The organism is Microcoleus sp. Pol7_A1 (genome assembly GCF_036701085.1).
Taxonomy (GTDB): Bacteria; Cyanobacteriota; Cyanobacteriia; order Cyanobacteriales; family Microcoleaceae; genus Microcoleus; species Microcoleus asticus.
Genome location: NZ_JAUBQD010000041.1, coordinates 31,122 through 55,552, shown reverse-complemented (window position 1 = coordinate 55,552; position 24,431 = coordinate 31,122). Strand labels below are relative to the sequence as shown.

Genomic DNA, 24,431 nt, shown 5'->3' with positions numbered 1-24,431 from the left:
GCTTTTTGTCGTTCCCGGGTGCTTCCGGGGAAGGAAATTGGGGATCGCCCAGATTTGAACTCGCTTCGTTTCACTTAGTTACAATTGGTGGCAATTCCTCAGTGGATGCACTATTCCTAAGAAACCCGGTTTCTTGCTATATTTCTCGTTACCACACCAATATTTTCGTAGAAATTGGGTTTCCCAGGATAAGTCCTATTCCTGCGATCGTAAATTTTTAGAGAATGTAGTTTCTGGGCGGTCTCTTGTTTTATCAAGGAATTTCACAAGTCTTTAAACTAATTGCACTCCGGTGGCAGAAGGTGTGGAAATATGAATGTTGGGAGCAATTGGTTTAATTCGCTGACGGAAAGTTTACAGTCGTACCGTCGCTACATTCCAGCAGCGCTGACTCTTTGGACAGGTACAAGCTTGTCATTGGCAGCCGCCGCCCTTGTGTGGCATTCGGAAAACCAACGAATGCAAGTTCAATTTCACGAGCAAGCCGATCGCCTGAATGTGACTTTGCAGCAAAGCATCAATCACAATTTAGAAGTTCTTTACTCACTTCAAGCATTCTACAACGCATCTACTGAAGTTAGCAGACAAGATTTTAAGCAATTCGTTCAACCTGCACTTTCCCGACATTCTGCCATCTATTCTGTTAACTGGAGTGTGCGCGTGCCTGCTGCCCAAAAAGCAGCTTACGAAGCCGCAATTCGAGCCGAAGGTTTTCCGGCATTTCAAATTTACGAGCGAACTCGTGACCAAAAGCCGATCGAAGCAAAAGTGCGATCGGAATACTTTCCAATTATTTACAGAGAAGCACTAGAAGAAGATAACAAAGCGATCGGTTTTGATGTTGCCTCCAGCCCCGATCGCAAAGCAGCTTTAGAGAAGTCGGTGAATACCGGAAAAATAGCGGCTTCCGCGCGGATTACATTAGTCACCAACAATCAACCGGGATTGCAAGTATTTCTGCCAGTAACCCGTCGCACAACTTCTCTAGATAACTCGGTCAAGAACCGCGAAAATCTCATGGGAGTTATTGCGGGTCTGTTTCAGATCACCCATATGGTCGATTTCTCTTTAGAATCCCTAAATTTAGACAGCATTAATTTTTACCTATACGACAAATCGGCTACAGGGAAAGAACGCTTTCTGGTGCGCTACGACTCACAAGCTAAGCAGTTGATAGATAACCCAAAACTAGAAAAGCCAGAGTTAACTAATGTTCGGGGGGAAATCTGTCAAAATCCTAGTGCTTGCACTCGCTTATTGAACGTAGCAGACCGCCAGTGGATGCTGCTAGTTTTGCCCGGGAACGGGTACAACGGTCTGAGGACGCATCAGGGTTCGCTGGCTATTTGTGCGATCGGGCTATTGATGACTGGCAGCTTGACGATTTACCTGTTGATGTCTCTAGAACGTACCGCCAAAGTAGAACAGCAAGTGTACGATCGCACAATTCAACTAAAAGAGCGCACCGCTGAACTAGAAACAGCACTAAAAAAGCAGGAAACTCAATTTCAACTAATCCAAACTGAAAAAATGTCCAGCTTGGGGCAGTTGGTGGCTGGAGTTGCCCACGAAATTAACAATCCTGTCAACTTCATCTCTGGGAACCTGATCCATACAGGCGAATATACTCGAAACTTGCTGGAACTTGTGGAAATATACCAGCAGCAATATCCGAACCCAACGCCAGAAGTGCAAGCCAAACAAAAAAATATCGAATTGGAGTTTATTATTGAAGATTTGCCTAAAATCCTAAAATCTATGAATTTGGGAGCTGAACGCATCCGCCAGATCGTGCTTTCTCTGCGTAATTTTTCGCGCTTGGATGAATCTGAAATGAAGTCTGTTGACATTCACGAAGGCATTGACAGCACCTTGATGATTTTGGATACTAGGCTGAAACCCCAAGCTGATTTTCCGGGCATTCAAGTCATCAAAGAATACGGAAATTTGCCCTTAGTGGAGTGTTTTGCGGGACAATTAAATCAGGTATTTATGAATATTTTGAGAAATGCTATTGATGTTTTATATGACGCACAACATCAAAAAAAGCTGCTCGGGCAAAGTTTCTCAAATTCGCCATTTTTACCTACAATTCGGATTCGCACTGAACTTTTAAGTTCTAATTGTGTATGCGTGCGAATCTCTGACAATGGAACGGGCATGACGGAGAATGTCAAAAAACGTTTGTTTGAGCCGTTTTTTACTACCAAGCCTGTAGGCAAAGGTACTGGCTTGGGATTGTCGCTCTGCTATCAAATAGTGGACAAACATCAAGGTTCGCTCAGGTGCGTATCGGCTCCGGGAGAGGGAACTGAATTCTCGATTGAGGTGCCGGTGCGGCAACAGTCCCAGCAATCTGTTTCTCAGGTTTCACCTGCGGTAGGTGTTAGTTGAAATTAGCGGGAGAAATCTCGCTTATAGCTGAGTCTAGCCTCGCTCCCCCTGACATCTCCCTTTCTAATGGGAACGCAAGAGCGTCGCCGTTCTCTCTTTTTTTTATTTCTTTAGGAAAGGTGCGCACCATACTTGGGAAAGGTGCGGATTGCGCACCCAACAGTTAACAGCTAACAGTCAACAGTTAACAGTTAGAGTTATTGGCAAGTGCGTGCTAATTTCGAGTCAAATCTTGCCCAAAACAAATATCTTGGGTTTTACTCACCGCGACAATTTATAATTGTAGCAATGCCAGATTACCAATTACTAATTACGATGTCTTTACAATTTATTAGCATTCCGCCAAAAACCGATCGCAAACCTGTCGCTGTGATTGTCGCTTTGCACGGATGGGGTGCTAATGCTCGGGATTTGACTTCTTTAGCACCGGCTTTCAATTTACCGGATTATCAGTTTGTGTTTCCCGACGCCCCCTTTCCCCATCCCCAGGCAATGGGCGGCAAAGCGTGGTATGACCTTCAAGGTAAAGACGCTCAGGGATTGGTAAAAAGCCGGCAATTGCTGAGGGAATTTATGCTGTCTTTGGAAAGCAGCACGGGCGTGCCTTTGTCTCGCACTATTTTAGGCGGTTTTTCTCAAGGGGGAGCGATGACTCTAGATGTGGGATTGACTTTGCCTGTAGCCGGTTTAATTTGTCTGAGCGGTTATTTACACCCGTCGATTTCGCCAGTTGCTGGGAGTGCTTTGCCACCTGTTTTAATCGTGCACGGTACTCAAGATACTATTGTGCCCGTTACTGCTGCTGTGCGATCGCGCGACAGTTTGACTGCTTGGGGAACTGCGGTGCAGTATCGAGAATTTATCATGGGACACGAGATTCTGCCCGAAGTTATAGATGTAATGCGAAGTTTTGTTGTAGAAACTGTGTCGAAATCAGATTAAAGGCTTAGGATATAGTATGGCGGAAGTCTCGGGCAGGGGAAAAAAATGAAAACTTTAACCAAAGCATCGCGCGATATTGCTGTACTTACTTCTCAGGACGTGGCAGAATTGGCTGTCCGTTTGGAAGTGGACGATTATGCAGATCCTTTTGAGGGATTGAATGATTGGCATTTGTTGCGGTCGCTTGCCTTTCAGCGGCCGGAGCTGGTTGAACCTTATCTCCACCTTCTGGATATGGAAGCCTACGACGAAGCATAGCCTAAAAAATCTAGCTTAAAAATTTCGACGGAATTGAGGAAGAAGTTAGCAGCATATTTTGTTGTGAATTGAACAGATGAGTTATGGATTTTTGTCTATTTTCATCTTAATTTCTTTCTTGATTCTTTTTTATGAAAAAATGACACCCGTTTCAAAAAAGAATGTGAATGTAGGCCAGATCTCAACCCTGATATTCATCAGTAATTCCCAATTTAAAATCTAAGATCTAAAATCTAAAATCTAAAATGGTATGACATGAAGGGCAGACGAATTTTAATCGGCGTTAGCGGCGGAATTGCGGCTTACAAAGTTTGCGAAGTAGTTTCAACTTTAGCGAAAGCTGGAGCTGAAGTTAAAGCTATTCTTACTGATGCGGCCGGGGAGTTTGTAACGCCTTTGACTTTTGCTACTCTTTGCCGCCATCCTGCTTTTACGGACAAAGATTTTTGGCAAGCAAGTCACGGCCGCCCCCTGCACATTCAACTAGGAGAATGGGCGGAAGTTTTTGTTATTGCTCCCCTGACAGCTAATACTTTGGCTAAGTTGGCGGGGGGTTTTGCTGATAATTTGCTGACTAATACTGTCTTAGCTTCTACTTGCCCAATTTTGCTGGCACCGGCGATGAATACGGATATGTGGGAACAGCCGGCGGTGCAGCGGAATTGGCGGGAAGTGTTGACTTATCGGCGCTATCATGCTGCAAATCCGGGGGCGGGAATGCTGGCGTGCGATCGCGCGGGTGTCGGCCGCATGGCAGAACCTGGTGAGATTTTGCCTCATATTGAATCGCTGTTGTATGCGAAGGGCGATCGAGATTTAGCGGGCGTTCGGGTGTTGATCGGTGCGGGAGGAACGCGGGAACACCTCGATCCGGTGCGGTTTATCGGCAATCCTTCCAGTGGCAAAATGGGCATAGCTTTGGCGCAAGCTGCACAGCACCGGGGCGCGACAGTGACGCTGGTACACAGTATAACTGGCGAATTGCCGCTCTCAGGTGTGCGGGCGATCGCAGTTGCGAGTGCAGAAGAAATGCGGCAGGCGATGCTGCAATGCTTTCACGATGCGGATTTGACGGTGATGGCGGCGGCGGTAGCGGATGTGAAGCCGGCTGAGTACAGTAGTGAAAAATTGCCGAAGCGATCGCTCCCGAATTGTTTGCCTTTGGCACCGGTAGCGGATATTGTGGCAGAGTTGGGAAATTTGAAACAGCCGCACCAAAAATTAATCGGGTTTGCAGCACAAACTGGGGATATTGTCAAGCCAGCTTTGGAGAAATTGCGGGCAAAGAAACTGGATGTAATTGCCGCAAACCCGATCGATCGAATAGGTGCAGGTTTCGGCAGCAATACCAATCAAGCAATATTAATTAATGCCGCCGGCAAGCAAGTAGAAATAGCACCTTGCAGCAAGCTAGAAATGGCTCACCGATTGTTTGATTTTGTGATGAACGGGTGAGGGCGCAATTTACTCATTAACTGGGATTAATTACTACTGGTTCGGGGGATAATTCTGATTCCCCAAAATCCGTTGATTTCGAGTCAGCGGGCAACTCAATATCTGCGACAGTAATTTCTACTTTCAATCCTAATGCTTCGAGCAATTCTACCAAACTATAAATTTCCGAACCGCCGCTTTCAGTCAGCATCTTGTCGAGTTTTTCGTGATGCTGTTTTGCTGACTCCGAAAGAGCATTCATCCTGATTCGAGCCTCAATTACCTTTCTGATGGCATTTCTCAAAAGCGCGGGTTCAGGGTCTTTTTCTTCCAAGATAGCGCCGATAAAACCAGCAGCTTCTTCCGGCTCGTGGAGAGATTCAATTAGGTACTCGCGGTAGCTATCACTTGTCGGTGCTTTCACGTTTTTCATAATCTGTCCAGTATTCTCTAGCTTGTCGAATGTTCTGTCCTTGGGTGCTTTTATCCCCAGCTATGAGGATTACCACAATTGTCAAGCCGACTTGTCCGAAGTAGAGGCGGTAGCCCGGGCCATAATTAATTCTGAGTTCAAAAACTCCTTGTCCCACTGACTTGAAATCTCCGAGATTACCTTGCTCAACTTCGGTCAAGCCTAGATTTGATTCTAACTATAACATTCCGATCGCGGAGCGAATCAAGCCACTCGCCGAATGGTACTCTACCCTCTGCTGTAGCGTAACGTCGAATTTCCCTGGGTTGTACTTCTATGATTTTATCGTACAGATTAACAATTTCTATCGTAAGTGCGATCGACCGTGCATTAAGTCGGCAAATCATACTTAAGACAGAGGCATTCGAGCGACAAAATAGTAAACCTTGTTTGAGGAAACAAAGTTTAAATCAAACAGGGCCTTGTGAATGAATTTTAAATCGATCGCAAAAACCAATCTACTCTTCGGCAGCCTGATAATTAGCCTCGGATTGCAAGCACTTCCAGCCACAGCGCAAGCAGTCACCGACGCGCAAGTTTCCGCCCTCGTAGAAGCGCTGCGACAAGCCGCCCCGCCACAAGCCGCAAATGACGGAATGTACAGTCAGTGGCAAGTTTTACCGAACAATATTTCCCGCTGGGCAAAGTTCTGTACCAAACAAGATTTAACACCCCAACAATTTGAGGCCGACGCGACAAAAGCCAAATCAATTGTTACCTGTATCGTGGGCGATTTGCTGCGCGACGAATACAAAGCTAGCAGCAACAATGAATTAACCGCTGTACGCCGCGCCGCTTGCTGGTGGATGACAGGGGACTCCGCAGCTTGTAAAAGTGGGGCAACAGCTACTTATGCCGATAAAGTTACCAGCGTTTACCAGAAGCAGCAACCTAAAAAGTAAAGTTTGTGCTGGCGGAATTTAGGTTTTTTTGACCGCAGATGGACGCAGATGGTTTTGTGCTGATGGACAGATAATAGGAATTTGATATTAAATTCAATTATCCTCTAAGCGCCAAAGATTCTTGAGAACATTAATCAGCTCTTTCTGTCGTCGAGCCATTACTTCTGGCGTCCATTCCTGTTCCCGCAGCACTTGGGTAGTAAGCACAAAGGATGAAACGCCCGTTTTAGTAGTGAAATACTTCTGCTTTTTCACATCAAAATCATAATTTTGTGCCAGATTGTTTTTCGCAGAAGATAGCAAAACTAAGTTGCCAAGACGATGCACATATTGATCGCGCTCTTCCTGACTAGGAAACCACTTCATCCACTCACTATTAGCCCCTGGATTTTGGGGAAGTACGTGCTCGACAGTAATGTTGGAGAAGTTGTAAGATGCTTCACCTTCTGACAGAGCAGCATCTAAGCGCAGCAAAACATAACGACGAATTTTTTGAATTAGGTAAAGGTCACTATCGAGGACTCTAAGGATATTGTTTGACTCTTCCGGAGTAAACTGGAGCGGTGAATAGGAATTGAATAAATCTTCCTCTTGCTCAATAGCAGTAAGCAATCTACTGTAACGTTCAATGCGCTCATTGATATTGGCGCGGACAATCATTAAACCTGCGGCAAGGCGGTCTAAATCTATAAAGAAACGCACCAAATTATCGGGGCTATTACGGTTGCGAGATAGGTAGAGAATCGCAGGCGGTATCCAGTCGAAATTATCAATCTTGTTTAACCATTTAAATAGTTGATTTATTTCCTCGGCACGCCGCTCGCTTTCATAGGTTAAGTTTTGAATTTCGGAAAAAGCCTTAGCATAAGGATCTAAAATTTCATCAATGAATTGCTGAGACCCTGCGGCAGGATTGATGTTTTCCTGAAACTCTTTAAGGATACTCTTGCTAAGTTTTTTCTTTTCCTTAATCATGCGAATATGAGAAAACAAATCTTTGAATAAGTCGCGTCCCAGCTCCTCCTCGGTATCTTCCCACTTTTTAGTATATTTTTCTTTTTGCCCTTCTGGTATTTTTCCAATAATGTCCGCTTTCAAGATATCAGTTAGGGAGAGATCCAATCCCCTGTTGTTCAACACAGAAAATATCCGATATGCAGAGTCAAAGTCAGGCGTAGAAACCACTACCAAGAAGCACTGGGTAATCAGGAACTGGGCAAGACGTATACGGTGGGATTCCGCGATCGTCTGCAAACGTTGCAAGAATAAATGTGCATTTTCTTTAATAAGCTTCTGAGTATCCATCAGCTCAGCATTGTTCAATTTTTGGAGCTTGTTAATACCACCTTCATTTTGAATATATTCCTTGAAAAATTCTGCATCTCGCTCGCGCAAAGTCAGACGGTAACGATTATCTATACCCGCGATTAAGCTGCCTCTTTGGTATAGATAAGTGGTCAAGTCATTGGCGTGTTCTGTTGGCAATGATGCTCGGAGAGCAGCTAGTAGTATGGTGAGAGTTGTTAGACGTTGCTGACCATCTACAACTTCAGCATCTGGCGGCCCAGATTTGATCAAAACAATGCTGCCTAGAAAGTACGGGTTGAGTTGATCAATCGTGTGGTTACCATCTCCCAATGATGTTAGCAGGTCTTCCAGCAGTTCCCCAGCTTGCTCATTTGTCCAAGCATAAGGACGCTGGTAGAGGGGAATGGTGAACATAAAGTCATCGCTAAAGATTTTTCTAATGGGGTGTTCCTCACCCTTGATGCTGGCACGGTTCATGGTGGGTTCCTGTGTTAGGTGTGGTTGGTAATTGCTTCCCGAAAGTCAATTTTCTCTGTTACAAGAATACCATGCTCAAGCTTGGAAGAGCTAACTCTCATCTTAGCCTGTGCAGGCCGGTTTCATTCGTCCCGCTGTAGGCTTCAATCTGCGGCTGAATTACCCATTTTCCCCCTGACTTCTTATCAACTTTTGCACGCTGGCTAAAGCCCGATTTAATTCATAACTTTTTCTTTCTGAATTCTGCAAAAAAGCCTGCTGTTCTTCTTCAATCATTAACACATCCTGCCACACCAAACCATCTAATAACTTTTGAGCCGCACCGAACAAACTATCTTTAATAAACCTGCGAAACCAAACCGGCAATTTGTGCAGCCGCCAAAACGCATTTAATGAGGTAAAGTGAATTAAATAAGCGCGAGTTGCTGTCTCGCTCACCGGACAAACCAAGCAGTAAATCTTAAAGTCGCTCCCCAAAGTTGAAACCCAGTGCGGGTAAACATAACTCACCTCCAGCGGTTCCGGGTGCAGTCGGCGCAGAGATTTAAAAAATAACTGAGAAATTGACCAAATTTTATCTATTTTGTAATAACTTTGTGCCTGATAGCGAGCAGTTACTTGATGCTCGTTTTCTTCTAAAGTATCTAACACCGGATTTGCCCAAGCCTGCCAATCATCGTGCAAGTGTCCGTGGTACATATCCATCAAATTTTCAATTAAAAATGAATAGTGTGCCTGACAGTCGATGACTGAAACTGTGGCAATATAATTGAGATGTTCCCACTCGGGCAAATCCAATAAATTTATTTTTTCGGCTTGCGTTTCGTCGCCGGGAAACAGCCAGATAAAACCGTTTTGTTCCTTGGCTGGATAGGAGCGAATTTTGCAGTTAGGTAGCTTTTGATTTTCTGCTAAATAATCGACTTCGGCGCATTCTCCCCTTGCATTTAACCGCCATCCGTGGTAAGCGCATTCGATTAAATCGCCTTTAACTTGACCGTGGCTGAGTTTAACTTGTCGGTGCGGACATCTATCTTCTAAAGCGTTGATTTTGCCTGCACTGTCGCGGAAAAGTACGATCGCCCGATTCCAGATTTTTGCAGCTATGGGGTGAGTTTGCACCTCGGTGCTGCGGGCGATTGCATACCACCGCTCCAAATTAATTCCCAACTGGCGGATGTGAGTTTTTTGTCCCCTTGCAGCTACCGATTGTATCGCGTTGTTTTGCATTAGAAATGTTCCCAGATTACGCCCATAAAACAACCCAATTTTACAAAATAACAGCCGGGAAAGCAACGACTGTAAATCTTTTTAAATTGCCGTTCTGACAAATACCTGTCGCTAGCTAAATGTTTCAACCAGCTTGGCGACAGTCTAAATCTTAATAATCTTGAAGCTGTACGAAATCCGTAGGTAGAACAGTCGGGAAGAAAATCTCTCGCTGCACCTACTATGTAGCCTATTGTAGCAGGTCTTTCGATTTCCGATATATTATCTAAAAAGACGATTTTTCCGTGCCGATTTAACAATTGTTTAATTACTGAGAGGGCGGCGGGGAGGTTGGGCAAGTGGTGAAAAGTGGCGGCACTAACTATTAAATCAAATTTGCGCTCTAACGTTAATTGACTGGCATCCATTTGAATGTATTCGATATTGGGGGCTGAGCGTTTTTGACGGGCGATCGCCAGCATTTTTGCTGAAAAATCTACGGCGACTACACGATCGTAATACTGGGCTAATTCAAAAGCAAGAATTCCCGAACCGCATCCAATATCTAATGCTACACCTTTGCTAGTCGATAGGTTTTTAGTAAAGAAATCGTTCTGATTTTGCAAGGTGGCGGCGAAATCGTATTCTGTTGCAAAAGCATCAAACATTACAGGTTTATTGCGAATTGTGCAGTTACTCTTCAGCATCTATTATTGCTTTATACTGATTCAATAATATTTTAACCGCATATTCACCCCGCTCAACGCAGATATTTTTTGGGTTCGCAAGCTCTGCCTTTTCTCCTCAGCGAAACCGCACCCACAAACCGTAACTCATCTTAAAAAAAGAATGCAACTGTAGTAAAGCTCCAAACCCTTATATAATAAGTCATTCCCAATTATTTAATTCTTTAATTTAAAATTTAAAATGGTATGGCTGGGGGCGGATTTCACCGAGAATAGCAGCCGATAATTGACGATTTATAAAACCCGCCCCCCTGCTAACCTTAGATTTTTAACACGCCTTCGGGATTTACCGTCAAGAGCGATCGCCTCTGCAAACCTTCCTGATATAAAATAGCATTAGCGGCCAACAAACCGCTGCTCACTGCCCTTTCCATTAAACCGCAAGGAAACGGCATTTTTACCCAATCTCCCGCAAACAAAAGATTTGGAACAGCGCAGCAAGTTTCTGGTCGTTCTGCATAGCTACCGGGCGGATATCCAGAGAAATTTTTTTGATTTACCAATTCCCGGTGCAGCATATTTGCCTCTTTTAATTCCGGTACAATTTCGTACAATTCTTGCTCAAAAGTCGCCAGCAAAACTTTCTGGTTCGGAAATTCCTTCTCCTTGTAACAATAAGCGTGCAGTTCCACAACACTACCGCCAGTTTTCTGATTCCACTCGATAAACTGATCCTGAATTTTGTGGTAAAGCGTAATGCTGTCAGTCAGTTTGTAGCCGGAAAGCGAACTGAAATTGCTGTGTTCCCAGGGAAATTCGCGATCGAACCAAAAACGGCACACCGCAAACGGATCGGCTATGTTCAAGCTCTCGATCCGCTTCTGCACCTGGGAATTCACCTCACCGCTGGCCAAACTAAACAAATGCTGCATCCCCGGAACATCTGCCGCCAAAACATAGTAATCAGCCTTCAATGTTTCTCCCAAATTTTGCGGCTGCGATTGGTTAACCGCTGCGGCCAACTGTACCTCATCTGCTTTTTCATCGACTACCTTAAATCGAGGCAAATCCCGCTGAGCAGGCCCGCTGACAACTCGCCCTTCGGCATCAAAAACTGCCCCGTGACAAGGACAGTGAAATTGACCGTCGTTCTGTTTCTGAACTGTGCAGCCTTGGTGAGTGCAGCTCAGAGAAATTGCCTCTTTTCCCGACGGTGCGGCGGCAAATACGCTGTCACCAGCGCCGAAATATTCGGTAGAGTTGCTGTCAGTTAACAGCGCGTTTCGCTTCACCAAAAAAGGTATTTTACTCTGCACGTCTCCCGACTGATAACTCAGATAATCAATCTTACCGTTTTCCCAGCGTATCTCACTGACTGCGACATCTGCTAATACTTTGCCACCTTTCCTTTCAATCGCTCTGGCAATAGGCTGCACCAAACTGGTGCCCATATCTTGCCGCGTGCCGTTGAATGCCAAACCCTCGGGATTTCCGAAAAAGTAAAAGTGGAAAAATTGCATTAATTCTCCCGCGCTCAATTCGTCGGGAGCGTTGAGGCTGGACTTGGCAAAAGGCAGAAAATACAAGTCATAAAGCCCGCGCGGAAATTCACCTTTTACCCAGTCGGCAACTGATATATTGTCGAGGCGATCGAAAGTTTTTTGAGTTTGAAAACCGCCGATTTCCCGAAATACTTGCCAGTGAGCGGGTTTTGTCAGATTGATTCCCCACTTGAGCCGATTGGGAGAAGATATCCCCAAGTCAACTATATTCCAGGGAAAAGCTGAATGGTTGGGACGGAAAACTTCGGGTTTGTATTTGCCGTCTCGAAACACAACGGCGTAGGACTCTAAAGATACAAAGTTATCGGTAATTTCTAGTTCTTCAACCACACTTTTGAGGTTGTAGTATTGCGGAAAAAAACCGTGGAAACCGTGTTCCATCATAAAAGTTTCGTTCCCGACTTGTATCGGCCAACTAGCAATTTTGCCGCCGAGTTGGGGCGATTTGTCGAGCAATGTTACGGCGAAACCCCGCTGGGACAGTTCGTAAGCACAGGCGAGCCCGGCCAAGCCTGCCCCTACAACTGCAACGGTTTTGCGCTGATTCAGCATTCGCGGCAAGTCAATAGAATCTTGCACAAAAACGGTGGGCTCTGGCTTGGAAAATCGAGAGTAGCCCAGCAGCCCGCCTGCGGCACCCACTCCGAGGAATTTGAGGGCGGTTCTTCGAGAAACTGGTTGGGATAGCGGTGAATTGGTTGATTGACTCATCAGCGGTACGCGGTAACGGGCTTTAAACACAAATACGCCATAAGGCATATATCATAGACCGAAATCAGGATATGTGAAGAAATACTAAGACACGTTCCCCAGTCCGATCGCGATCGCACCGTGTCAAGTTCGATCGCACACAATCTATAGCAGAAGGAAGAAGGCTTTAGTTATCTAGGAGAGAAGCAAGAATAAAAAAGGAAAAAGCGATCGACCGCATAGCGTAAAATTCTCTAAATAATTAAGTGTTTTTATTGATAACTTAGGGGTGTGGGCGATCTATGCCACACTTATTGGATCGATCGGGAAAAGTGCGATAAATTTTAGAGTTTTTAACCGCAGAGCGATCGCGGGCGTCCCGCCCGTGCCACGCACAAATCTCGAACAAACGGCATTAATTTATGTTGCTCAACTTTTGGCAACCGCCGTTAATGATGCTAAAAAATTAGGAGATTTGCGGGCAAAATTTTATGCCAAAGGCAGTCTGGGCGAATTGTACGAAATAAGCGGAAAGATATCCTAGACAAAACAATTAACCAGTCGAGCTTTAAGTAAGTTGGCGTGAAAAAAACTAACTATTTTAAAATAAGTAAATACAGAGAATATATCTACTGCAATCACTCAATATATGGGCGCTCGATTCAGGATATTCCTCACTCAAGACCAAGACAAAACCCGATTCAACCTGAGAACTGCGGATGTGCCGCAAAAAGTCAAAGACGCCCCTAGAGGTAATGCCTGTTAAATGCACCTGGCTGCTATGTAGAAAACAGGACTTACGTGAAAAAATCCAGTTTTTACCTAAGTCCTGTTTATGCAAAACTTCTGCATAATTTATAAAACTTTACATAAATCGCGAATTTCTTGGCGCGGGGACTCTGTTGGTGCTGGTGTCCACACCCTACGGCAGAGATTTGCGGTTTGTCTTGAATGCTATAATCGTGCCGCGATCGCCAGCACAGTCAAATATTCCCAGTCACATCCCAACTTTTGCCAACTGCTGCCGCCAACTGCGCCCTCAACCGCCCCAAAACCATGCACGACAAATCCCCGCAGCAACGCCAAAAACACACGACTCATAAAAAAATTAAAAAAGCTATTTTTTACTGTTTGACAGCAATATTTTTCTGCTGGAGTACAGCGAACCTCGCTACAATTGCCCAAAACACAGGCCAGGGCGGGCTTAACGGGCAAGAAATGAGAAATTTGCTCGATCGGGGAAACCTCACCGAAGCCGTAACCAGAATCGAACAAAACTGGGAAGAAGACTATCAAAAATACTTTGAACAAGACTTTGCCGCCCGTGCAAAAACCGCCGAAGCAATATCAAAAACTCTATCCCGCCTAGCAGTTCAAACAAAGAAAAAACCAGCTTTAATTTACGCCATCCCGCGCACCGATCAACTAGAATTAATCTTAATATTGCCCGATCGCCCGCCCATTCTCCGCAGCGTCCCGGAAGCCAAACAAGAGACACTGCTCTCAGTAGTCAAAGAATTCAGCAGCGAAATCACCAACCCCGTAAAAATCAACACCACCACCTATCTAGAACCAGCCCAACAACTCTACAAATGGATAATTGCACCCCTAGAAACAGATTTGCAAACAGCAAGAATTGAAACCTTGCTGTTCTGCATCGGCGAAGGTTTGCGAACCGTACCCCTAGCAGCAATGCACGACGGACAGAAATTTCTGATTCAAAAATATAGCCTCGCCCGCATCCCCGCATTCAAATTCACAGACAGCAATTACACCGACCTCAGAAACACCCAAGTCCTAGCAATGGGAGCATCAAATTTTTCAGAAACGGCAAACAAAGAACCGCTGCCGGCAGTGCCGTTAGAATTGGGCGCGATCGCCCGACAGTGGCCCGGCCAATCCTTTCTCAACGAAGATTTCACCATAGTAAACTTGCAATCCCAGCGGCTGCAACAAAAATACGGAATCATCCACCTCGCCACCCACGCCGAATTCCGCCCTGGAACCCCAAATAACTCCTACATTCAATTTTGGGACACGCAACTTAGACTAGATCAAATGAGAGATTTAAAATGGAACAATCCGCCCCTTGAACTATTAGTATTAAGCGCCTGTAGAACCGCCTTGGGAGACAAAGAAGCAGAACTCGGATTTGCCGGTTTAGCGCTGCAATCGGGAGCAAAATCAGCCCTCGCCAGCCTGTGGTACGTCAGCGATGCGGGGACTCTCGCCATGATGACAGAGTTTTACCAGCAGTTAAAAATCAGCAGGCCAAATGACCTTCCAATCATTAAAGCTGAAGCTCTCAGGCAAGCACAAATTGGTGCGATTGAAGGCAAAGTGACGATCGAACGCGGTCAACTGCGAAGTTCCCGAGGCGAAACTCCCTTGCCACCGTCCATCCCCAAACTCGACAGCAAAGATTTATCCCATCCGTATTATTGGGCAGCTTTCAGCATTATCGGCAGTCCTTGGTAAGTCGGCCTCTTGACCGACACAGGTGATAGGCTATAAAAAATAAAGTAATTCAATGCCTGTCGCTGTCGCTCAACAAACCACCACCAACCTGTGACGAATCAAGCGGGAGCCTTCAAGGGGAAAGAAAGATGAAAAAATTAGAATTTTTGCTACAGAAAGAAGGCGATCGCGCCTGGTTGCCCCTAGAAACCTCCGACGTGGAAATTCTAGAAGGCAAATACCGCGTCGTTGCTCGCATTCAGCACCCCAACACCGACATCGAAATTCGCGTTACCCATACTTCCTTCGACGAAGGCGCGCAGCGGAAAGTCCAAAGCCGATCGGCCCGCACCAACCCCGAAGGATTAGTCGTGATCATTCCTTACACCAGGCTCAAGCCCGGACTGTGGGAACTCTCCTGCTTGCCAGATCCCAAATCAACACCAGCAAAACCTTGGCAGTACGGCGTTCAGTTGGAAGTATTGCCCGCAGAATCGGAAACCTCCGAACCCCTACCGCCGATCGACCAAACCGAACCCGCAACTTCCGCCGCAGCACCAAAAATCGCCGCACCAGCCGATCGCGCAGCCCCACAAATCGCCGCACCGGTCGATCGCCCGGCACCAACCCAAATCCCAGCAGCCCTAACAGCACCGCAGCAGGCCAAAATCTACCAATTCCCCACTCCCCCAACCGCCCAACCCAAACCGGGCATCAAACTCGAACTCGTCCTCGATCGAGAAACCTTCGTCACCCAACTCGGTCGCCCCTTAATCATTTCCGGCAAAATCGACATTCCCCAACCCCCCCAAACAACCAGAAAAACAGCAACTCTCATCCCCGAATCCGAAGCGCTAGAACTCAAACAACTCATCGGTTCAGCACAGCTGCAAATTTACCTGCGCGACCCCCAAACCTCACAAATTCTCGCAGAAATCCAGCAGGCGATGCCAGAACAAGTTCCTCCCTGCATCTTTGCCTGCGTCACCTACATTCCAGCCGAGTGCAAAAGCCGCCTAATATTAGGAGAAGCTATTCTCAGCAGCGGCAGCGTTACCCTAGCCACCAAAGCATTCACAATTACAGCCCGTTTAGAGCATCTTCTAGAAGCAATTGAAGACAATTTCATCGAAGAAAAGCATCAAGCCGAACCCTCCCTAACAGCCTCAAAACAGCCTCGGAGCGCCACAAATCTATCCTTTCTCAAGCTAGTAGAAAAATCCTTAGACCCTCCTTCCCCCGCCGAATCTCCAACAAACGAGCCCTTACCCCCTCAACTAAGTTCCCGTCAGACCTCAAGTGTAGGCGGCTTAGAATTGCCAGCATTCGGTAACAAACTGCCTGACAGCAGCCGATCGCAATTGCTTTCGGAAATCTCCAATGCGCCTCGAACTGTCGCAGAGTCGATCGACCCACAAACCAAACCCTCAGACATCCCAACTTCCCCTAAAACAGCGGAAATCGGAGCGATCGACCAAAAACCCGAAAACAGCCCTGAATTAGCAACAACAGCCCCAGAAACTCCGCCAGGACCCACAAAACAGGCATTTCAAACCTTAAACGTCCAAAATAGATTTTGGTCGCGACTGAGTTCCTTAGCCAGCAACGGCGAATCCCCCGAATGGCTGAAAGCAACCGCCCTGTCGCCAACTCCAAAAGCCACCGCCAATAGCAGCGACGAAATTGCCGTTGTGGAAGAAACCAGCCCAACCCAGCAGCAACCCGAAACCAGCGAAACAATTTCCGACCCCAAATCCACTAGCCCGGAAGCCAGAGAATTTGTCGTTTTTGACGAGCCCCCGCAGCCGAAACAAGTTGCTCAAAAAACCGCAACTGTCGCAGCAGAAGTAACTCCGCCAACTCCCTACGTTTTGCCAGAAGACGAGTTAGTACCGATGCCAATTTTGGAATTGCCGCGGGCCGAAATCCTCGCCGGCGGGCCGGTAAAAGTGCAAGTGCAACTGCCGGAATTAATGCCCCGGATTTATGTGAAAGTTTGGGTGTACGATCGGCAAACCTACCTGATTCTCGACGGCCCGCGCTGGATTACCGAATTTAAACCTAACGGGTTAGGAAACGTCCGAGCAAGTGTCGAGTTAGAGATTCCCTACGGCTGCATGGAAGTCGAATTTGAGGCGATCGCCGTCGAAATGCAAACTCAGCGGGAAAGTCATAAAGTAAGCGTTCACCGCCAAGTTTTACCCCCAGCCGGGCCAACTTTGCCCCTCGAAGGTTAACCGCAATTAACATCTCGATTCATCGGCGATCGTCTGTGGTTTTAAAAAGCCTCTTAACCGAACACTATTAGAAAAAGCTGGATTTGGCGGCGAGAAATCTAGGGATATTCCCGGTTTCTCGCCTCGCGCAGGCAAGTCCTAGTCTACTTACCAGTCAACTGCCGAAACTTCTTCTTAAACTTATTCTTATACACGTAGATCGATCGCTGTAAATCCTCAACTTGCAGCGACATCTCGGCCTCCAAACCCGTGCGGTTCCAAACATCCTCCTGACACTTGCGACGGCAAAAATTCATCGGTTCCGAGTAAACTTTCCCATTAGATAAACTTGGCTTCGGCCCGCACCAGTGAATCACAGTCGCCTGAGTGCGATCGCCCCCAGGCCCGCTTGACTCAACCGGAAACTGCTTTCTCAACAAATCCTGGTCAAAATCCGGCACCAACAACTGCATATCCACATTCTGCACCCGCAGTTTGCCCTCTTGAACGGCGCGGAAGACCATCAGGTTAAAAAAGCCCATGTCTCCATACTTAAATATCTCTGGATGTTCATCATTAAAATCCAGAATCTTTCTATACTCCTCTAAGCTGAAAACACCTCGCTTCCCAAAGAATGTGCCTGGACAGACAAAGCGAGAGCGATAGTCTTGCCAACGAAAATCTGGAAAATACTTTTCGACTCCCGGAATGTCAAAGAAATATTCCGTGATATCCGCATCCGAGTAATCCTGACAAGGCTGGTCAATAATAAAGTCGAAGTCTTGAAAATTAGCGAATTTGAGGACATCTCCCCAAATAATTGTATCTGCATCCATCACGAGAAAATTTTGCCACGGACTTTCCCAAAAGGGAATCATATGACTTTTTCCCCAACCAAAGCTTCTTTTTCTCAGAAGTGGCTCAGAGACGCTATCGTGATTAATGACGCGCACTCCGTAAACTTTTTCTAGGGGACTCACGGAAAACGTACCGTCAATCAACAGGCAGATGGGAACATCTCCCAGGAAATATCGGATGCTAGCACAGCAACCCTTTGCAAACAAATAATCTTGGTCACAGCAAGCAATAATAACACCAAAATCTTCCATAAACCCTCACTTTTTTACTAACTTGCCTAGCCACAGCGTTTCCGTTTTTGTTCTGACCGCAGTTGGATTTTCAAGTTTTGTATTTTCGCCAGCTTAGCACTAAATCCCTGCGATCGCCTGTAGACAAAAACATCGGTAAAACCACTAGGAATCTTGGGTATAGTTTGTCTGTGAAACAACTGAGCCCGACTGCGCTTCCGGGTCAAGCAACACCAATTGCAGCCGCACTTTCGGTGCTAACAAATGACTCATTGACAGTATATTTCCTACACTGACTTCCGAGATATCACTGACAACCAGGGGCTTTGGAGTGCGATCGATCCTGCGAGCAATTGCGGGATTTTCCCGGCCCCATTCCTTAGTCCACCAAGTCTCGGCTTGAGAACTAACGGCATTTGACAGAACCCCGCCCTTTAACAGTAAAACCGTGAGAACTTTCCACACTTGCCGTTTCCAGCTTGGCACAGCGCGCTAATTTTAGTCGCTAACAGATATGCAACAGCGATTTGCATCCCCAAATAAGTCGGAAATAGGTAGCGAGCTTTAGTCGATCGGATTCCTCCCAATATAACATCCGGCAGCACCACTGCCAGTGCTGTCGCCGCCATCACCATCACCACAAACAGCCAAACCTGTTTGTTCGTCTCTGAAAACAGAAAATAAACTGCGTAGCCTACGATTGCCACTAAAATTAAAGTAGCTGCCACTAAACCAATAATATATATCGATCTAGCATGATAACTTAGCCCAAAACAAATAAAACGCGACCGATATTTCCGAGCGAATTCTTAACTATAGATAGCCTGGTATTTTCTAGATCTACCCAATATATTGACCCAGCTGCTGCCCTTCTATTCACCAGTAAGATCGCCATTAAAAGCAGAAATATTAGCAACGAAATAGCACTTGCCATTAAGTAACTCACTACCTTTTTATCCAACCTTAAACCTTGAGTTACTACTAGATAAATGCCGTGTCCGAACGCAACTAACAGGCTAAATAAATGAGTGTAAAATTCCAGAATATTTGCTACTGTGTAAATGCTCCAGGTCAGCTTAGTTTCCAGCAGCATTGCTCGCAGCAGAGACGCACAAGAAAGCAAAATCAGCGCCGGCCACAAAATGTAGGGACGGGCTTCTTGAGCGTAAAGTACGTGCAAGGGAGAAACTGCTACCAATCCCACGGCTATCCACGCCACTTCCGGCGGTGCAAACAATTCTCGGCACAGCCAGTACAAGCTAGGAAACGCTAACAAACTTATCCAAACTGAAAAACTTCGGTTCTTCATCACCTAGTATGCTAAAAATATAATTAAAAACCGAATTAAAATAAAAAAATATATAAAATAATGACCTCAAGTCTTGACAGACTTGACTATTGAGGGTGAGCTGTTGTTAGCTAGAATGAAAAGGTAAGTCATTTTAGGGTGGATGGGTAACGATGACCTCAAAGAAGGAAATTAAACTGCTCACAGAGCTTCTGGAATTGTCAGGAGTAAAAGTTGTCTCACGTCATCAGCATAAAGGAATTGGAATCCTTTTACAGGTTGAGCCAGTAACTAAGGAAAGTATCTGTCATCGTTGTGGGGAAAAAAGCCATAAATTACATCAAAACCATCGATATCTAATCAAAGATTTACCATGGGGAGAGTCCCCAGTCTTTTTGGAAATAAATAGACGACAGTTCAAATGTAAGAAATGTAAGAAGCCGTTTAGCGAAAATTTCGATTGGGTCGGGAAAAGAAGGACTTATACCAAAAGACTAGCTAATAAAATATTGCCCGAAGTTTTAGGAAGTGATATAAATAGTGTAGCGAAAAAAGGATTAGTAACAACGGAAGAAATAGAAAGAATGTTAAAAGACGCCTCATTTGAATTATCAAACTTCCAACCTACCGCTTTAAAAAAAATGGGAATTGATGAGATAGCGTTGGTGAAAGGAAAAGGCAATTATTGTGCAGTATTAATAGATTTAGAAAAGTCTGATTTAATTGGAATACTTGAGAAAAGAACGCAGTCGGAAATAAGAAAAAAGTTGCTTTCATGGGGAACAGAGGTCTTAGAGCAGATAGAAGAAGTGAGTATAGATATGTGGAGAGGATACAAAAGCTTAGTTTTAGAATTAATGCCCAATGCTCAAGTTGTCGCCGATAGATTTCATGTAATGGTACAAGTAAATCAAGAGCTAGATTCGCAAAGAAAACAAGAAAAGCGCCAATTAGAAAATTCACTAAAAACGGCTAAGGAGAAGTCGCAAAAACAAAGTTATGCTCATGTTTTAGAGGGATTAAAGAAGAGTAAATATGCCAGTTTAAAGAACGAAGAAAATTTGAATGAAGAACAAACTCAGAAACTAGCTGAACTGAAAGAGGTTTCTCCTAAATTGAAAACTATGCACGAATTAAAAGAAAAAATCCGCCAAATTTTTGAAGAGAAAAATGATTGGTTAGTCGGACTCTTGAAATTGGGGATGTGGTTATCAGAAGCTCAAAAGTATTTCCCGAACAGTCAGAAGACAATTATTAGATGGCTGGATGAAATTATTGCGTACTTCGATCATAGAACAACCAGTGGGGTAGTCGAGGGAATTAATAATAAGCTGAAACTGATTAAACGTTCGGGTTATGGATTCAGAAATTTTGAAAACTTTCAATGCCGATGTTTACTGAATTGGCATTTTAGCTAAAACTTTAGCATATTATATACTGAAGAGCCAAAACTTCTCGTCGCTGCGGGAGAATTACCGAATAGTTTTGCTCAACACTTGACTGTGAGAAAATACAGTGGAGGCAGTTGAGGTTCTTCAATTGCCAAACTTTTAAGAGTATCGCCAAAATTTTTTGTCGCATTGGGGCGCTGATCTTTCATCAAATCTTTGGGCGCTACTAACTGACCGCTGCTTATTTCATGAAGCACTTCTGTTTGCGTGTATCCAGAAATCCGCAGGGAAGTAAATGCTTCATCGTACCAATAATATTTTTTGTCGATGTTGATGAATCGAAAGAACACTCCTAATAGCAATAATACAACTACTAAAAGCCGGATTTTACTTTCATTTCAGTTAGATATGGTGTCTATAAATCTAATAGTATAGATGCTACGCATCAATGTAACATAGTATATATCGAACGGCCAAATCTACAGGTTGTTCGATCGCCCTCCCATAACTTGTGGCATTTACTTGTGTTGTTAGCAAATTAGAACCGTCTTGGATGCGATGCTTTGTTTCATCAACCGGGTTTTTTAACTTTGAGCGATCGCCTAAAACCAAGTATTTGCTTTCCTCAAACCTGGTTGAGGCGTCATGAACGCCAGGAAAATCAATGGATACTTTGGCAGTGGCATAAATAACAGAGGAAAGGTGCTTTGAGAACCAGAAGCGGTGCCAAAAAAAACTGATTGTGAAACGCCAGACAGCGAGGCCGCAAAATTCTAATTTCACCTAATAGACATTCAGTTGGCTGCCACTGCCAGACCCCAAAAAAATTGTTTTAAACTAGCAGGAAATTAAACCCGCCGACGGGCGGTATCAAAAATGGCGATCGCCCTGGCAAGTCCCGACTGCTGGGGGCATCAGAAAATTAAAATTAGTCAAGTCTGAAATTGGACCCGGAAGAGGTAAATTTACCAGCCTCGATCCCTCAGTTCCTCACTCCTGGCGGGAAATAGCCTCTTCCGGGCCGCGAGGTTTAAAGTTAGGTTAAAAAGCTTGACATAAGAGGATCGAAAGCTGTATAAGGGATGCGACAAGCATCCACTATCCTACCTATAACTGTCTGTTAAGTCTGGCGTAACTGAAGACTCTGGGCAGTTGTCAGTTTGAGGCAGATTGTGGTCGCTCCCGTACAAGCAGTTGTCGATCGCCAGCAGAGCAACTCAAACAAATCTGGCGATCGATAGATGAAATTAGCAGGTGATGGTATAATCAACCGTAAGGTAATGTGGGCTTGACCTGAATTGATGCCTGGGCAGTACAAGGGCCCAGCCCCCTACGTTCAAGCAGAAGTAGACACGCCTACTGTGAATCAACAGTTATGGATAGGTTCTATTTTGGCAGTTATTGTCAACAGGCAAGCAACCACAAAAATTAGCAGTTGGGAATTGCTGCTCGTCGAGTTGAATAGAGTGTGTTGAATAGAGTGTGAAGGTGTGAGGAAAATGAACAGAACTTTTTGGAATTTACTGCTAGTATCCCCGGCAATTCTGGGTCTATCATCAGTCGTCAGTGCCGCTGCGATCGCCGCAGAAGCTCCAGCAACCGCTGAAGCCAACCAGCTAGCTACAGCTCAGTCATCTGAGTCAAAAATTGCAGAAATAGTTACAGAAATAGTTGCAGAACCAGTTGCAGAACCAGTTGCAGCAGCCCCTGCGACCCCAGAAAAGCTAGCTTTAAACAGCAGCGCAGAGGCAGCTCAAACCCCGGTCGCCAACTCCGCAGACGCTGAAAAACTGGCCAAAATTGAACCAGACACCAGCGCAGCAGCACTGCAAACAACAGGGAGCGACATCGCTCCAGCAGCCCCAATCGCTCCCGCCAGCACAGCAGCAGCGACTGAACCACTGGCAGCAGCAGACACAGCCGAACCGTCGCCCCAAGCATCAGACTTGGCAGTGGAAAGCAGCCAGACAGAAGTAGCTGGGAAAATTGAAGTGCCAGGAGTCGCCAGCACCCCAGCTACTACCCCAGCTACTATTGAAGTGCCAGCAGTCGCCAGCACCCCAGCTACTACCCCAGCTACTAAGGTAGAAATTGCTCAGACAGCACCGACAGGAATGGGCGGCCCGATCGTCCCTGTTGCTCCCCAAGCACAGCCGACTCAACAGTCGGGAACCATGTCTCAAGTGACATCTGTCTCTCAGCTATCGGACGTGCGGCCGACAGATTGGGCATTCCAAGCCCTGCAATCCCTAGTCGAACGCTACAGTTGTATCGTAGGCTATCCCGACGGCACCTACCGTGGCAACCGCGCTCTGACTCGCTACGAATTTGCAGCCGGCGTCAACGCTTGCTTAGACAAAATAACCCAGCTAATTGGGTCAACAGGTAACTTGGTCACCAGAGACGACTTAGCCATCCTGCAACGCCTGCAAGAAGAATTTGCAGCCGAACTCGCTACCCTGCGCGGACGGGTAGACGGCCTAGAAGCTCGCACCGCAGAACTCGAAGCCAACCAGTTCTCCACCACCACCAAATTGGCTGGAGAAGCCATTTTTCTCGTCAGCGACACCTTCGTCGGAGATGGTATCCGCCTTGAGGACGATGACACAGTCACCAACCTCGGCTATCGGGTGCGGTTGAACTTCAACACCAGCTTCACCGGTCGAGACTTGCTCAGAACCCGCTTGCAAGCTAGAAACATCGCCAACTACGGTACAGCCACTGCCACGGGTACGAACATGGCTCGCCTCGCCATCGACGGCGAAGACGGCACCGAATTCTCCCTCGATCAATTGTGGTATCGCTTTCCAGCAGGCAACGCTACAGTCTGGTTCGGCCCGAGAGGACTGAGGCTCGATGACGTTGCTGAGCTGACTTCTCCCTTTGAAGCTAGTGGCACCGGTGCTCTCTCCAGGTTTGGACGTTACAACCCAGCAGTGTTCCGCGGCCCCGAAGGAGCTGGTGCTGCTGTGAAATACAACTTAGGCCCCCTCAGAGCTACAGTAGCCTATCTTGGTTCCGACGTCGACGCTCCCAATCCAGCCGATGGCAGGGGCATTTTCGCCGGTTCTTTCAGCGCTTTGGGTCAGCTTAACTTAAATCTGGGCAACGCCTTTGACGTTGGTGTTAGCTACAACCGGAAATACAATCGAGCCGGCGATGTTGGCATCATGGGCAATACGGGCAGTTCCTTGGCTAACCGGCCCTTCGGTCAATCACCCACCGCATCAGATAACTTTGGGGTGCAAGTTAACTTCAAACCGAGCACCCGCTTTCAGATTGGCGGTTGGTACGGTTACAGCAAGGCCGAACAACTTCGGGGCGGCGACAATGACGCGACGATCCAGAATGGTGCTATTACTTTGGCCCTGGGAGATTTTGGCCGGCAAGGCAATCTCCTGGGCTTCGTCTTCGGTGTACCGCCAAAAGTTACTGAGAGTGATGTCGCCAGAGACCGCAACACCTCTTATCACTTAGAGGGTTTCTATCGCTTCCAAGTCAATGACTTTATCTCGGTGACACCGGGTGTTTACGTGATTTTGCATCCCGAACACAATAACAGAAACGAGGATATCTGGGTCGGAGTCTTGCGTACTACCTTTAGTTTCTAAGGTTTCCAGACATCTAGTTACAGCTAAAAGCGGCAGGCGACTGCCG

General features: G+C 46.1%; 23 protein-coding genes and 1 pseudogene. 11 read left to right on the top strand and 13 right to left on the bottom strand.

Annotated elements, in window-relative coordinates:
* Positions 1–312: 312 nt before the first annotated feature.
* The 4 genes from QUA20_RS21320 to coaBC all read left to right on the top strand — a co-directional run bounded on the left by QUA20_RS21320 (position 313) and on the right by coaBC (position 5,049).
* Entirely contained in the window at positions 313–2,394 is a 2,082-nt protein-coding gene (locus tag QUA20_RS21320) for a CHASE domain-containing protein (RefSeq protein ID WP_333191019.1), read from the top strand.
* 315 nt (positions 2,395–2,709) lie between these two features.
* Positions 2,710–3,336, top strand: a complete 627-nt coding sequence (locus tag QUA20_RS21315) for an alpha/beta hydrolase (protein WP_333191018.1) — start codon at positions 2,710–2,712, stop codon at positions 3,334–3,336.
* Between the two features lie 45 nt (positions 3,337–3,381).
* Positions 3,382–3,594, top strand: a complete 213-nt coding sequence (gene isiD / locus QUA20_RS21310) for a protein IsiD (RefSeq protein ID WP_190743522.1) — start codon at positions 3,382–3,384, stop codon at positions 3,592–3,594.
* A gap of 255 nt (positions 3,595–3,849) precedes the next feature.
* On the top strand, positions 3,850–5,049 hold the full coding sequence (gene coaBC / locus QUA20_RS21305; protein WP_333191017.1) for a bifunctional phosphopantothenoylcysteine decarboxylase/phosphopantothenate--cysteine ligase CoaBC: 1,200 nt from the start codon (positions 3,850–3,852) through the stop codon (positions 5,047–5,049).
* 16 nt (positions 5,050–5,065) lie between these two features.
* Here the strand turns inward: coaBC and QUA20_RS21300 are convergent, their stop codons facing one another.
* Positions 5,066–5,461, bottom strand: a complete 396-nt coding sequence (locus QUA20_RS21300; RefSeq protein ID WP_333191016.1) for a transcriptional regulator — start codon at positions 5,459–5,461, stop codon at positions 5,066–5,068.
* Positions 5,433–5,778 (bottom strand): annotated as a pseudogene (locus tag QUA20_RS21295) (type II toxin-antitoxin system RelE/ParE family toxin). Before QUA20_RS21295 ends, QUA20_RS21300 begins: the two are co-directional and overlap by 29 nt.
* Positions 5,779–5,928: 150 nt before the next feature.
* Here QUA20_RS21295 and QUA20_RS21290 point away from each other — a divergent pair.
* A complete protein-coding gene (locus tag QUA20_RS21290; RefSeq protein WP_333191015.1) occupies positions 5,929–6,402 on the top strand; it encodes a hypothetical protein in 474 nt (157 codons plus the stop codon).
* Positions 6,403–6,495: 93 nt separating this feature from the next.
* Here QUA20_RS21290 and QUA20_RS21285 read toward each other — a convergent pair whose 3' ends face one another.
* The 4 genes from QUA20_RS21285 to QUA20_RS21270 all read right to left on the bottom strand — a co-directional run bounded on the left by QUA20_RS21285 (position 6,496) and on the right by QUA20_RS21270 (position 12,403).
* Positions 6,496–8,187 carry a DUF262 domain-containing HNH endonuclease family protein gene (locus QUA20_RS21285; RefSeq protein WP_333191014.1) on the bottom strand — a complete coding sequence of 564 codons (1,692 nt, stop codon included), beginning with the start codon at positions 8,185–8,187 and terminating at the stop codon, positions 6,496–6,498.
* Between the two features lie 159 nt (positions 8,188–8,346).
* Complete coding sequence (locus QUA20_RS21280) at positions 8,347–9,417, bottom strand: aromatic ring-hydroxylating dioxygenase subunit alpha (RefSeq protein ID WP_333191013.1); 1,071 nt, start codon at positions 9,415–9,417, stop codon at positions 8,347–8,349.
* A complete protein-coding gene (locus QUA20_RS21275) occupies positions 9,417–10,103 on the bottom strand; it encodes a class I SAM-dependent methyltransferase (RefSeq protein ID WP_333191012.1) in 687 nt (228 codons plus the stop codon). Before QUA20_RS21275 ends, QUA20_RS21280 begins: the two co-directional genes overlap by 1 nt.
* Positions 10,104–10,402: 299 nt before the next feature.
* Positions 10,403–12,403 carry an FAD-dependent oxidoreductase gene (locus QUA20_RS21270; protein WP_445304695.1) on the bottom strand — a complete coding sequence of 667 codons (2,001 nt, stop codon included), beginning with the start codon at positions 12,401–12,403 and terminating at the stop codon, positions 10,403–10,405.
* A gap of 316 nt (positions 12,404–12,719) precedes the next feature.
* Here QUA20_RS21270 and QUA20_RS21265 point away from each other — a divergent pair, with 316 nt between their 5' ends.
* Entirely contained in the window at positions 12,720–12,878 is a 159-nt protein-coding gene (locus QUA20_RS21265) for a hypothetical protein (protein WP_333191011.1), read from the top strand.
* Positions 12,879–13,288: 410 nt separating this feature from the next.
* Here QUA20_RS21265 and QUA20_RS21260 read toward each other — a convergent pair whose 3' ends face one another.
* The gene (locus QUA20_RS21260; RefSeq protein WP_333191010.1) at positions 13,289–13,435 is read right to left on the bottom strand and encodes a hypothetical protein; all 147 of its coding nucleotides are present in this window, start codon (positions 13,433–13,435) and stop codon (positions 13,289–13,291) included.
* 30 nt (positions 13,436–13,465) lie between these two features.
* On the opposite strand from QUA20_RS21260, the gene QUA20_RS21255 reads away from it, so the two are divergent.
* Together QUA20_RS21255 and QUA20_RS21250 are read left to right on the top strand one after the other, a co-directional pair.
* Positions 13,466–14,812, top strand: coding sequence for a CHAT domain-containing protein (locus tag QUA20_RS21255; protein ID WP_333191009.1), 1,347 nt, complete (start codon positions 13,466–13,468; stop codon positions 14,810–14,812).
* Between the two features lie 128 nt (positions 14,813–14,940).
* Positions 14,941–17,028, top strand: coding sequence for a hypothetical protein (locus QUA20_RS21250; RefSeq protein ID WP_333191008.1), 2,088 nt, complete (start codon positions 14,941–14,943; stop codon positions 17,026–17,028).
* Between the two features lie 143 nt (positions 17,029–17,171).
* Here the strand turns inward: QUA20_RS21250 and QUA20_RS21245 are convergent, their stop codons facing one another.
* The 4 genes from QUA20_RS21245 to QUA20_RS21230 all read right to left on the bottom strand — a co-directional run bounded on the left by QUA20_RS21245 (position 17,172) and on the right by QUA20_RS21230 (position 19,404).
* The gene (locus tag QUA20_RS21245; protein WP_333191007.1) at positions 17,172–18,116 is read right to left on the bottom strand and encodes a hypothetical protein; all 945 of its coding nucleotides are present in this window, start codon (positions 18,114–18,116) and stop codon (positions 17,172–17,174) included.
* Between the two features lie 144 nt (positions 18,117–18,260).
* Positions 18,261–18,560 carry a hypothetical protein gene (locus QUA20_RS21240; protein WP_333191006.1) on the bottom strand — a complete coding sequence of 100 codons (300 nt, stop codon included), beginning with the start codon at positions 18,558–18,560 and terminating at the stop codon, positions 18,261–18,263.
* The gene (locus QUA20_RS21235) at positions 18,530–18,823 is read right to left on the bottom strand and encodes a hypothetical protein (RefSeq protein WP_333191005.1); all 294 of its coding nucleotides are present in this window, start codon (positions 18,821–18,823) and stop codon (positions 18,530–18,532) included. Before QUA20_RS21235 ends, QUA20_RS21240 begins: the two co-directional genes overlap by 31 nt.
* Positions 18,824–18,858: 35 nt before the next feature.
* Positions 18,859–19,404, bottom strand: a complete 546-nt coding sequence (locus QUA20_RS21230) for a glycosyltransferase family 39 protein (RefSeq protein ID WP_333191004.1) — start codon at positions 19,402–19,404, stop codon at positions 18,859–18,861.
* 152 nt (positions 19,405–19,556) lie between these two features.
* On the opposite strand from QUA20_RS21230, the gene QUA20_RS21225 reads away from it, so the two are divergent.
* Positions 19,557–20,801, top strand: coding sequence for an ISL3 family transposase (locus QUA20_RS21225; RefSeq protein ID WP_445304694.1), 1,245 nt, complete (start codon positions 19,557–19,559; stop codon positions 20,799–20,801).
* A gap of 71 nt (positions 20,802–20,872) precedes the next feature.
* Here the strand turns inward: QUA20_RS21225 and QUA20_RS21220 are convergent, their stop codons facing one another.
* Entirely contained in the window at positions 20,873–21,124 is a 252-nt protein-coding gene (locus tag QUA20_RS21220; protein WP_333191003.1) for a hypothetical protein, read from the bottom strand.
* 88 nt (positions 21,125–21,212) lie between these two features.
* Complete coding sequence (locus QUA20_RS21215; protein WP_333191002.1) at positions 21,213–21,557, bottom strand: hypothetical protein; 345 nt, start codon at positions 21,555–21,557, stop codon at positions 21,213–21,215.
* 518 nt (positions 21,558–22,075) lie between these two features.
* Between QUA20_RS21215 and QUA20_RS21210 the strand changes: the two genes are divergently transcribed.
* Both QUA20_RS21210 and QUA20_RS21205 read left to right on the top strand, forming a co-directional pair.
* Complete coding sequence (locus QUA20_RS21210) at positions 22,076–22,249, top strand: hypothetical protein (protein ID WP_333191001.1); 174 nt, start codon at positions 22,076–22,078, stop codon at positions 22,247–22,249.
* A gap of 24 nt (positions 22,250–22,273) precedes the next feature.
* Entirely contained in the window at positions 22,274–24,385 is a 2,112-nt protein-coding gene (locus tag QUA20_RS21205) for an iron uptake porin (protein WP_333191000.1), read from the top strand.
* Positions 24,386–24,431 lie beyond the last annotated feature (46 nt).

Bases quoted from the DNA above. Each gene is read 5' to 3' on its own strand.
- QUA20_RS21275 (WP_333191012.1), bottom strand. From the start codon at position 10,103: ATGCTGAAGAGTAACTGCACAATTCGCAATAAACCTGTAATGTTTGAT.
- coaBC (WP_333191017.1), top strand. From the start codon at position 3,850: ATGAAGGGCAGACGAATTTTAATCGGCGTTAGCGGCGGAATTGCGGCT.
- QUA20_RS21315 (WP_333191018.1), top strand. From the start codon at position 2,710: ATGTCTTTACAATTTATTAGCATTCCGCCAAAAACCGATCGCAAACCT.
- QUA20_RS21205 (WP_333191000.1), top strand. From the start codon at position 22,274: ATGAACAGAACTTTTTGGAATTTACTGCTAGTATCCCCGGCAATTCTG.
- QUA20_RS21260 (WP_333191010.1), bottom strand. From the start codon at position 13,435: ATGAGTCGTGTGTTTTTGGCGTTGCTGCGGGGATTTGTCGTGCATGGT.
- QUA20_RS21225 (WP_445304694.1), top strand. From the start codon at position 19,557: ATGACCTCAAAGAAGGAAATTAAACTGCTCACAGAGCTTCTGGAATTG.
- isiD (WP_190743522.1), top strand. From the start codon at position 3,382: ATGAAAACTTTAACCAAAGCATCGCGCGATATTGCTGTACTTACTTCT.
- QUA20_RS21230 (WP_333191004.1), bottom strand. From the start codon at position 19,404: ATGAAGAACCGAAGTTTTTCAGTTTGGATAAGTTTGTTAGCGTTTCCT.
- QUA20_RS21300 (WP_333191016.1), bottom strand. From the start codon at position 5,461: ATGAAAAACGTGAAAGCACCGACAAGTGATAGCTACCGCGAGTACCTA.
- QUA20_RS21270 (WP_445304695.1), bottom strand. From the start codon at position 12,403: ATGCCTTATGGCGTATTTGTGTTTAAAGCCCGTTACCGCGTACCGCTG.
- QUA20_RS21245 (WP_333191007.1), bottom strand. From the start codon at position 18,116: ATGGAAGATTTTGGTGTTATTATTGCTTGCTGTGACCAAGATTATTTG.
- QUA20_RS21210 (WP_333191001.1), top strand. From the start codon at position 22,076: ATGCCTGGGCAGTACAAGGGCCCAGCCCCCTACGTTCAAGCAGAAGTA.
- QUA20_RS21280 (WP_333191013.1), bottom strand. From the start codon at position 9,417: ATGCAAAACAACGCGATACAATCGGTAGCTGCAAGGGGACAAAAAACT.
- QUA20_RS21250 (WP_333191008.1), top strand. From the start codon at position 14,941: ATGAAAAAATTAGAATTTTTGCTACAGAAAGAAGGCGATCGCGCCTGG.
- QUA20_RS21290 (WP_333191015.1), top strand. From the start codon at position 5,929: ATGAATTTTAAATCGATCGCAAAAACCAATCTACTCTTCGGCAGCCTG.
- QUA20_RS21285 (WP_333191014.1), bottom strand. From the start codon at position 8,187: ATGAACCGTGCCAGCATCAAGGGTGAGGAACACCCCATTAGAAAAATC.
- QUA20_RS21320 (WP_333191019.1), top strand. From the start codon at position 313: ATGAATGTTGGGAGCAATTGGTTTAATTCGCTGACGGAAAGTTTACAG.